At 61.0% G+C, this 9,930-nt stretch carries 9 protein-coding genes; 5 read left to right on the forward strand and 4 right to left on the reverse strand.

Annotated elements, in window-relative coordinates; genetic code table 11:
* Positions 1-32 precede the first annotated feature (32 nt).
* Positions 33-1,379: a dihydroorotase gene (locus ACNFBR_RS23265; RefSeq protein ID WP_416736983.1), complete on the reverse strand. Its 1,347-nt coding sequence runs from the start codon at positions 1,377-1,379 to the stop codon at positions 33-35.
* 147 nt (positions 1,380-1,526) lie between these two features.
* Here ACNFBR_RS23265 and ACNFBR_RS23270 point away from each other — a divergent pair, with 147 nt between their 5' ends.
* Together ACNFBR_RS23270 and ACNFBR_RS23275 are read left to right on the forward strand one after the other, a co-directional pair.
* On the forward strand, positions 1,527-1,964 hold the full coding sequence (locus ACNFBR_RS23270) for a DUF4440 domain-containing protein (RefSeq protein ID WP_416736984.1): 438 nt from the start codon (positions 1,527-1,529) through the stop codon (positions 1,962-1,964).
* A 73-nt stretch (positions 1,965-2,037) separates the two neighbouring features.
* Positions 2,038-2,292, forward strand: coding sequence for a type B 50S ribosomal protein L31 (locus ACNFBR_RS23275; RefSeq protein ID WP_416736985.1), 255 nt, complete (start codon positions 2,038-2,040; stop codon positions 2,290-2,292).
* A gap of 334 nt (positions 2,293-2,626) precedes the next feature.
* Here the strand turns inward: ACNFBR_RS23275 and ACNFBR_RS23280 are convergent, their stop codons facing one another.
* Both ACNFBR_RS23280 and ACNFBR_RS23285 read right to left on the reverse strand, forming a co-directional pair.
* Positions 2,627-3,244 (reverse strand): dTMP kinase, encoded by a 618-nt coding sequence (locus tag ACNFBR_RS23280; protein ID WP_416736986.1) that lies wholly within the window; start codon positions 3,242-3,244, stop codon positions 2,627-2,629.
* A 171-nt stretch (positions 3,245-3,415) separates the two neighbouring features.
* The gene (locus tag ACNFBR_RS23285) at positions 3,416-4,204 is read right to left on the reverse strand and encodes a response regulator transcription factor (RefSeq protein ID WP_416736987.1); all 789 of its coding nucleotides are present in this window, start codon (positions 4,202-4,204) and stop codon (positions 3,416-3,418) included.
* A gap of 163 nt (positions 4,205-4,367) precedes the next feature.
* Here ACNFBR_RS23285 and ACNFBR_RS23290 point away from each other — a divergent pair, with 163 nt between their 5' ends.
* The 3 genes from ACNFBR_RS23290 to ACNFBR_RS23300 all read left to right on the forward strand — a co-directional run bounded on the left by ACNFBR_RS23290 (position 4,368) and on the right by ACNFBR_RS23300 (position 9,314).
* On the forward strand, positions 4,368-5,189 hold the full coding sequence (locus ACNFBR_RS23290) for a carbon-nitrogen hydrolase family protein (RefSeq protein ID WP_416736988.1): 822 nt from the start codon (positions 4,368-4,370) through the stop codon (positions 5,187-5,189).
* A gap of 97 nt (positions 5,190-5,286) precedes the next feature.
* Positions 5,287-6,612, forward strand: coding sequence for an APC family permease (locus tag ACNFBR_RS23295; protein ID WP_416736989.1), 1,326 nt, complete (start codon positions 5,287-5,289; stop codon positions 6,610-6,612).
* Positions 6,613-6,767: 155 nt separating this feature from the next.
* Positions 6,768-9,314, forward strand: coding sequence for an HWE histidine kinase domain-containing protein (locus ACNFBR_RS23300; protein WP_416736990.1), 2,547 nt, complete (start codon positions 6,768-6,770; stop codon positions 9,312-9,314).
* Positions 9,315-9,434: 120 nt separating this feature from the next.
* Here ACNFBR_RS23300 and ACNFBR_RS23305 read toward each other — a convergent pair.
* A partial coding sequence (locus tag ACNFBR_RS23305; RefSeq protein ID WP_416736991.1) for a thiamine pyrophosphate-dependent enzyme occupies positions 9,435-9,930 on the reverse strand: 496 nt, incomplete at its 5' end.

Genomic DNA, 9,930 nt, shown 5'->3' on the forward strand with positions numbered 1-9,930 from the left:
GGGGTATTCGAGCGCGAGCAGCATTCGAAGGGTCAGCGCCGCTGCACATTGAACGCTAGAGGTAATCCCTGACAATGTTCGTTCAACTTGTGGTCATGCCAGGCCAATTGGCCGGAGACAATCGTGGTGGTCACGCGATGCCGCAGCCGATGGTGCTGGAATGGCGTCCACTGACAGTGGGCAAGCACCGGGTCAAGGCTGACTGGCCGCGGCTCGGCGAGGCGCTCGATCAGTACGAGGTCCGCCCAGTAGCCCTCACGCAGGTAGCCACGCTCCTGGATCGCGAACAGGTCGGCGACTGCGTGGCTGGTTTTACGTACCAGCTGAGTGATGGGCAGCACGCCCTCCTCGATCAATTCGAACAACGCCGGCAGTGCATGTTGCACCAGAGGCAAACCGGAAGGTGCCGACGCGTACGGGCTGCGTTTCTCTGCCAGGGTATGCGGCGCATGGTCTGTGCCAATGACATCGATGCGGTCGCACAACAACGCCTGACGCAACGCCTCTCGGTCTGCGCGGGTTTTGATGGCCGGGTTGCATTTGATGAGGTAGCCAAGGCGCGAATAGTGACTGTCATCAAACAGCAGATGATGGACACACACCTCAGCCGTGACCCGCTTGTTGGCCAGCGGGCCAGGCTCGAACAGTTTCAGCTCTTGGGCCGTACTTAGGTGCAGCACGTACAGGCGTGTGCCGAACCGGTTTGCCAACTGCACAGCCAGGCTGGACGAGCGCCAACAAGCTTGTGCCTCACGTATGAGGGGGTGCATCGCCGCTGGGATGAAATCACCGTACTGCTCACGGTAGCGCGCTTCGTTGGCGAGGATGGAGGGCGTGTGCTCGCAGTGCGCCAGCAGCACCGTCGGCACACAGGCGAAAAGGCGCTCAAGCACCTTGGGGTCGTCGACCAGCATGTCCCCGGTGGAGGCCCCCATGAACACCTTTACGCCCGCGACTTGTCGCGGGTCGAGCCTGGCGACAGTTTCGAGGTTGTCCTTGCTCACACCAAAGTGAAAGCCGTAGTTGGCAACGGAGGAACCGGCCGCACGGGCCTTCTTGTCGGCAAGGGCTGCCAGGGTCAAGGTCGCCGGGTTGGTATTGGGCATGTCCATGAAGCTGGTAATGCCACCTGCGACAGCGGCCCGTGACTCGCTGGCAATGGTGCCCTTGTGCGCAGCCCCGGGTTCGCGAAAGTGCACTTGGTCGTCGATCATCCCGGGCACCAGCCAGCGCCCTTGTGCATCGATTTCGACAGGGGCATTTATACCCTCGATGCTGCCGGCGATTTTCTCGATTCGCCCGTGGGCAACGAGAACATCGGCATCGAACACCTTGCCTTCGTTCACCAGTCGGGCATTTCTGACCAGGATACCGCTCATGAACGAGCCTCCCTGTGTCTACGGCTCACCACCTGTTCGCCTTTGAGAAACATGATCCGAAACCTGTATCAGCAATGTTATGTTATAACACATTACCGCACCCCGGCATGACCCTGCCACTCATCTTCTAGACACTCAGGTAAGCCCATGAGCGCAACCGCCACCTTCCCTAGCACCACAGGACCCTGCACCGATACCGAACCGGCCTGCCTGGCAGGCGCCAAGGCCGCCCTCTATCGCTGGGCGGCAACGATGGCCACGCGTGACGTTGACCAGGTGCTTGCGCTGTATGCGCCAGACGCCATCCTGGTACCCACCCTATCCAACCAGGTACGGGACTGCGACGACAGCCGCCGCAACTACTTCGAGAACTTCTTGGCCAATGACGGCCTGGTGTGCGACATCCAAGTGTTCAAGAAACGTGTCAGCCGCAGGCTTGGCACCGTGGTTGTCGGCGGGCTTTACACCTTCATTTTCCGCGACAGCGGTATACAACGCGTAGTACCGGCGCGGTTTCTGTTCACCTTTGAACAGATCGATGATCAGTGGCTGATTACCGGGCATCACTCGTCGATCGAGGCTTGAATCGTTCGTTGTTGCAAATGAATCGCAACATCGTCTAAATTGTTACTGTATAACATTCATTAAGGAGTTCGATATGAAACCCGGCATCCATCCCGACTACCGCCCCGTCCTGTTTCATGACGTGGCCGCCAACGCCTACTGGCTGATCGGCTCTACCATCGATACCGACAAGACGCACGTGCACACAGATGGCCTCCGTTACCCCTATGTGACGCTCGACGTGTCCAGTGCTTCGCACCCGGTCTACACCGGCCAGGAACGTAAAGCCAAGGCCGAAGGCCGGGTGGCAGGCTTCAACAAGCGGTTTGCAGGTTTTACCGCCAAGTAGGAACGGCCGCTTTCGGTGCAAGAAAAGCGGCGTTTGCAACACCATGAGCGCGCGGTTTCAGGCTGCCCAGGTTTCCTGAAGCTGGCGCCACAGGGGGCGCCCTGCTTCCATATTGAAGACTGCGGTCGAGATCCGCGTCTTCGCGTGTTGGCCGGGCAAATGGTGCGTCTCGCGATAGCGCACCCCAGCGCCCTGTGGCAATTGCGCGATGATCTCCAACCCAGTGACCTCGATGCGCAAGCCTGGTTGAGCGCCCGCACGTCGCGCAAACAGCGACGCGACCTCGCCAAGAGGAAAGCGTGCGCTAACAGCTCGATCAGCTTGCTGGCAGCGTTCACGTGTGGCGAAGTACAGCCTGTATTTCGCCAACCACCTGCCGCGTTGCCTGGTCGAGGGTGCCTTCATTTCGGCACAGCACCCAGCCATGTTCGGCGACCGCGCGCTCGAACGCTTCGGTGCAGGCAACCTGTTCATCCAGGTTGTGGATCACCGTGCTGCCCAGCCCGCGGTTGCGCGCCATGGCCCTTGCCCATGAGGTTTCAGCGCTGGTGACCACGCCGACATGCAAATCCGGCACTTGCACGCCGCGCTCCAGGTTCAACTGCATGACCCGCGCAAACGGCACATTACGGCGAAATGCAGCGTCAGAGGGGTACCAGCGATCGATCAGGATGATGCTGTCAGCGGGTTGTCTGGGCAGTACCTTTCGGGAAATCCAGGCGCGGCTTTCTGCGAAACGCTCGCAGACCTGATACTCCAGATCCTGGCAAGGGCTTCGGGCGAGCCTATTGACCAGCACCATGGTTTCGCCACGGTTGGGGTCGTTGTTTCTCTCGCAAAGGCGGACGACCTTGTGCCCGTCCAGCCTCAGGGCTTGAGTCACGGCCTCCAGCAGTGTGGTCTTGCCGGTGCCCTTGGGGCCATCGATGGAAACAAACAGCGGGCGGTTCATCTTTCAATACCAATAAGCACAGGCGTGGGATGAGAGCACTTATCACACCCCGCCTTCAAGCGCTTTGCGAAAAGAGCACACTTGTACTCCAGCGGCGAGCAACTCGGCGCCGTTGATGAAACCTGCGTCGAGCGCCCCGCGATGAACGCAGGGAAAGCCCGTCAACCTGAATCAGCCCAGTTGGGCCTGCAGAAACAGCGAAAACAACTCCGACTGCGACTTGATCCCCAGCTTGCTGTACATGTGCTTGCGGTGCACTTTCACGGTTTCCACGGAGATTTCCAGCTTGCGCGCTATCTCCTTGCTGGAACAGCCGCTGAGCATCAACCTGCCCACTTCCAACTCGCGCCCGGTCAGCGGCGACTCCATCTGTTCGACCTTTTGCTCCATGCGGCTTTGCCAGTGGGGTGCCGGCGCAGTGGCTGCTTCCAGCAACTCACGCTCGAAAGCCATGCGCTGGCGCATCAGGCCTGCCACCCACGGTCGCAACAGTTCCAGCAGGGTGACCTGTTCAAGGGTGAAACGTCGTTTGCAGCCAAGTGAAAGACACAGCGTGCGCTGCGCATCCAATTGCACGTTGAACTGAATTTCATCCGCTACCACATTAAGGCGAAAGTAGCGCTGGTAGTAATCGGTCTGTTCGAAGCATTCGGGGGCAACGTCCGCCAGCCGCACCAGGCCGGAGGCCGCAGCTTCGCGGCTGGCCACGTAGAATGGGTCCAGCAGGTACAGGCCGTTCAGGTAATCCTGAAACAGTGGATCAGGGTTGCCGTCCTCGCTGGGGCATTCGGCGAACACCTGCGGTCGCGCCGCCGAAAACAGCAGCGCGACCCAGCTGTCGCAGGGCACATATTCGTTCAGCAGCCGCACCAAGGTTGGCCAGAAATGCGCCTTGTCGAGTGTTTCGATCAATTGGCCCACCGCGCGGTGCCAGGCAATGTCGTGCAGCGTAAAATTCATCCTCTACCCCTGTAGGGTTACCACGCGGGCGTAATACCCCCAGCGTGACCACCACCCCATAATCCGGGCTAGCTTACGCTGAGCGAACCTGTACCGGGATCGTTTTTTACGCCCCTCGTGCCGCTGGCGCGTGGCGGCTGAAGCAGTTAGTCGAGGAATACACATGAAGGTCGAGCTTGTTCAACTGGCCGGTCGCGATGGCGACACCGTCTACAACCTGCAGCGCACCATCGAGGCGATCCACAACTGCCGCGCCGGTACCGAGCTGCTGGTGTTTCCCGAAACCCAGCTGACCGGCTTCCCAACCGAAGACAACATTCGCCTGGTTGCCGAGCCGCTGGATGGCCCGAGCATCACCGCTATCCAGCAAGCTGCGTGCGCGCGGGACGTCGCCGTGGTGGTCGGCATGGCCGAGGCAGCAGCCAATGGCAAGTTCTACAACACCACGGTGCTGGTCACCGCTGAAGGTGTGGCCCTCAGCTACCGCAAGACCCACCTTTGGGCCTCCGATTGCGGCGTGTTCACCCCAGGCGATCGCTATGCCACGACCTTGTTCAAAGGCGTGCGGGTCGGCTTGCTGATCTGCTTCGACATCGAGTTCCCTGAAAGCGCTCGCGCCCTGGGGCAGCTCGGTGCAGAACTGATCATCGTCACCAACGGCAACATGGACCCGTACGGGCCAACCCATAGAACTGCCATTACTGCACGCGCCATGGAAAACCAGGCTTTTGCGGTCATGGTCAATCGCGTCGGTGAAGGTGATGGCGGCCTGGTCTTTGCCGGCGGCAGCGCCGTGGTCGATCCCTATGGCCAACTGCTGTGCGAAGCGGGCCGTGGCGACTGCCGCCTGAACGTCGAGCTGGACATGGCACAGCTGCAGCAATCGCGTAGTGAATATACCTACATCGCCCAGCGTCGTATTCACCTACCAGGTGAACAGCACGAGCACGAAAACGGCCTGCGTGAACTGATCATCCCCGCCTGATCTTCCACCATTCAAGCCCCCTGACGGGCAGGCAAGGCCGCCAAGGACGGCAGCACGTTCGACTCTGAATAACAATCACAAGCTGGAGCAAGCAGTAATGGCCACACTCAAGCGAACACTTTCGCTGGGCTCGGTGGTGCTTTTCGGCATCGCCTACATGACCCCGATCATCGTCCTTGGCACCTTCGGCATTCTGGCGGATACCACCGCAGGGATGGTACCCGCAGCCTATCTTGCAGCCGCCATCGCCATGCTGTTTACCGCCTTGAGCTATGGCAACATGGCACGCGCCTTCCCGGTTGCCGGATCCGCCTACACCTACGTACGCAAGTCGATCAGCCCGCAACTGGGCTTCATCACGGGTTGGGCGGTGCTGCTCGACTATCTGTTCCTGCCCATGGCGATCTGGCTGATTGGTGCCGCCTACCTGCACTCGGCTTTCCCCAGTGTTGCGCAGGCTGTCTGGGTACTGGCGTTCATCGTCGTGACCACCCTCATCAATGTGGTTGGCCTGCGCCTGGCAAAAACCGTCAACGGCTTGTTGATGTTCATTCAGCTACTGGTGCTGGCGGCGTTTGTCGCGCTTGCCGTGCACTACGTGTGGGGTGACCCCACAGTGCCGTTGTGGACGCTTGAGCCGTTCTACAAGGACGGTGCCCAGTTGCCGCTGATCATGAGCGGTGCCGCGATTGCCTGCTACTCCTTCCTCGGCTTCGATGCAGTCAGCACGCTGACCGAAGAAACCAAGGAGCCACGCAAGAACATCCCGAGAGCCATCCTGCTGATCACCCTGATTGGTGGCGGACTGTTCATCGCTTGCAGCTACTTCGTGCAATTGGCCCATCCTTCTACCGACTTCGCCAACGCTGATGCGGCAGCCTATGAAATCGCCCAGAACATCGGCGGCGACCTGTTCGTCAGCGTTTTCCTGCTGGGGCTGATCGTTGGCCAGTTCACCTCTGGCCTGTCGGCTCAAGCCAGCGCCTCCCGGCTGCTGTATGCAATGGGCCGCGACGGTGTGTTGCCCAAGTCGTTCTTCGGCAAGCTCAGCGAGCGCTTCAGCACCCCGGTGCCCAGTATCATCCTGTGCGGGGTAGTTGCCCTGCTCGCCTTGCGCATGGACGTGACCACTTCCACCTCGTTCATCAACTTTGGCGCCTTCCTGGCCTTCAGCCTGGTCAACCTGGCGGTGATCTTCCATTACTGGCTGGCCATGGGGCAACGCGGCGGTAAAGCCGTAATGCTGTACCTGGCATTTCCCCTGGCGGGGTTGGCATCCAACCTGTGGTTGATGGCAAGCCTGGATCACCTGGCAATCTACCTGGGGTTGGGATGGCTGTGCCTGGGCATGCTCTACCTGACCGCTATTACCCGAGGCTTCAGCAAGCAGCCGCCAGAGATGCATTTCGAAGAAGCGCAGTAAAACAAGCAGCGGGTAAAGGCCGGGGTGTGCAAACCTCCCGGCCTTGCTTGCAACAGCCCTCGCATCTGCCGTGCCCAAGTGCGGCAATGCCTGCTAGTCTGACGGACGATGGCAGCCCTGCTGGCAGCCTCCCCTTTAGCCACAGGCATGGGCCAATGACCTTCGACCCCCAAGTAAACCTCACCAACTGCGACCGCGAGCCTATCCAGATACCTGGCAGCATCCAGCCCCATGGCTGCCTGCTAGCCTGTGATGCATCGGCGACCGTGATCCTGCGTCACTCAGTCAATGCCCCGCATTTGCTGGGCGTAGCAGGCGATATCAACGGCCAGAAGCTGCATGCGGTGCTTGGGGATGAGGTAGCCCACACGTTGCGCAACGCGTTGGCCCGTACCCGCGAAGCCTCGCGCCCCGCACTCAGCTTCAGTGTGACGCTGCCCAACGGCCAGGCCTTCGACGTTGCCGCCCACTTGTTCAAAGGCACTGCGATCCTGGAATTCGAACCGGCCGGCGCCAGCATCGCCGAGCCCATCGAGCTGGCCCGTACCCTGATTGCCCAGCTGCGCGAAATCGACCAGACCAACAAGTTATTCCGCGACGCAGCCCGCTTTGTCCGGGCCGTGCTTGGCTATGACCGGGTGATGATCTACCAGCTGGGCAGCGACGGCGCCGGCAAGGTGGTCGCCGAGGCCAGGCGCAGCGACCTCGAAAGTTTCATGGGCCAATACTTCCCCGCCTCGGACATCCCGCAGCAGGCTCGGGCGCTTTACCTGCGCAATCCGATCCGGGTCATTTCCGACGCCCATTTCAAAACGGTGGCCATCGAGCCTGTCCTCGACCCATCAGGCGAGCCGCTCGACCTGTCCTACGCACACCTGCGCAGCGTGTCGCCGATCCATTGCGAGTACCTGTGCAACATGGGCGTGGGCGCTTCGATGTCGATATCGGTCATCGTCAACGGCGAGCTTTGGGGGATGATCGCCTGCCACCACTACTCGCCACGCACACTGGCCATGGGGCAACGGGTAGCCGCAGAGATGTTCGGCGAGTTCTTCTCACTGCACATCGAGACCCTGCGCAGCCGGCAGAAGCTCGAAGCCGCCGTGCGCGTGCACAAAGCGCTGGACAGCATGCTGCGCGACGCCAACCAGACAGCAGACATCGATGGCTTCTTCCACGCTCGCTTGCCCCGGCTGATGTCGCTCATCCCCTGCGACGGTATCGGCATGTCGCTGCAAGGCCGCTGGTCTTGCGCCGGCCTGGCGCCACCCAAGTCGGCCGTGCCCGATTTGCTGCGCCTGGCAGACATGGTCAGTGAAGGCCGGACCTGGGCGTCCAACCGCCTGTCGATGGTGTTGCCTTCGGCCCAGGCGTACTTCACCGATGTATCTGGCTTGCTGATCATCCCGATGTCGCAGCAGCCGAGGGATTACCTGATCTTCTTCCGCAAGGAGGTTGTCGAAACACTCGACTGGGCCGGGGACCCGAACAAGACCTATGACAGCGGAGCGCTGGGCGACCGCCTGACACCTCGCAAAAGCTTCGCCCTCTGGAAAGAAACCGTTCACCAGCAGTCGCTGCCCTGGACCGAACAAGACCGCCAGTTTGGCGATGCGATCCACACCGCCATTGTCGAAGTGGTGCTGCACAACTACGAGCTGCTCGCCAGCGAGCGCTCGAAAGCTGAAGTGCGTCAGCGCATCCTCAACGAAGAGCTCAACCACAGGGTCAAGAATATCCTGTCGCTGATTGGTGCGCTGGTTGCCCACCCGACGTCGGAGAGCCAGACCCTGCAGGACTACGTGGCAACGCTCAAAGGGCGTATCCAGGCATTGTCGCTGGCCCACGATCAAGTGGTGCGCGGTGATGGCGGTGGGCGCCTGGCGATGCTGCTGGAGGCCGAGCTTTCGCCCTATCGCACGGCTGCCGGCGTGATCGAGCTACAGGGCCCGAACGTTATCCTCGATGCGCGCGCGTATTCGGTCATGGCCCTGGTGCTGCACGAACTGGCTACCAACGCAGCCAAGTATGGGGCGCTGTCGCGGGCCGGCGGCAAGCTTTCGGTGAGTTGGGTGATCGACGCGAGCAATGCCTGTGCCATCAGCTGGCGTGAAAGTGCTGGGCCAACGGTACGCCCGCCCAGCCGCAGTGGCTTCGGTTCGGTACTGATAGACCGCAGCATCCCGTTCGACCTGGGCGGTACCAGCAGCGTGGAGTATCACCCCGAAGGCCTGCAAGGCTTTTTCAGGATTCCTGCCAAGCACCTTTCCGTAGCCGAAACGGCAGAGCCTGCCATCCCCGCCTCAACTATGGCCTGTGCGACCGATGCCTTTGCCGCGAGGTCAGGCTTGTGTGTACTGATCCTCGAAGATCAACTGGTAATTGCAGTCGGCCTGGAACAAATCCTCAACGATGCGCAAATCAAGCACGTGATCACCGCCAGCTCCGAAGATGAAGCCATGCAACTGCTTGGCAGCCGCCAACCCGATGCCGCGATACTGGATGTCAACCTGGGTACCGGCACATCCATTTCGGTGGCCGATGAGCTGGTGCGCCGACAGGTTCCGTTCCTGTTCGCCACCGGCTACGGCGACGGCATCAGCATTCCCGAGCACTTGCAGCACGTGCCCGTCACGCGCAAGCCTTATGACGCCAATGCCATTTTGGCCAGCCTGCAAGGTCTGCTTGACCTGAGCGTGTAGGAGCAGCCTTGTGCTGCGAAGAGGCCCGTATGGCTGACAGTAATGTGTCGGCTATACGGGCCTCTTCGCAGCACAAGGCTGCTCCTACAAGGGCACGGCGTCAGCCGTGCCGGTCAGGCGTTACACCGCCAGCGCGCGCTCACGCAGCTCGCTGTTGAGGATGCGGTCGTTCTCGCTGTAATCGACCGGGCAGTCGATCACGTGCACGCCCGGGGTCTTGATGCAGTGCTCCAGCAGCGGCAGCAGGCCTTCGGCGCTTTCCACACGGTGGCCATTGGCACCATAGGCTTCGGCGTACTTGACGAAGTCCGGGTTGCCGTAGTCCAGGCCGAAATCGGTGAAGCCCATGTTGGCCTGCTTCCAGCGGATCATGCCGTAGCCGTCGTCACGCAGGATCACCACGGTGATGTGCATGCCCAGACGCACCGCGGTTTCCAGCTCCTGGCTGTTCATCATGAAGCCGCCGTCGCCGCACACCGAAATCACCGGGCGGTCCGGGTGCACCAGGTGCGCCGCCATGGCCGAAGGCAGGCCGGCGCCCATGGTCGCCAGGGCGTTGTCCAGCAGCACGGTGTTGGGCTTGTGCGCCTTGTAGTTACGGGCGAACCAGATCTTG

It is taken from the genome of Pseudomonas sp. NY11955 (assembly GCF_048068035.1).
Lineage (GTDB): Bacteria > Pseudomonadota > Gammaproteobacteria > Pseudomonadales > Pseudomonadaceae > Aquipseudomonas.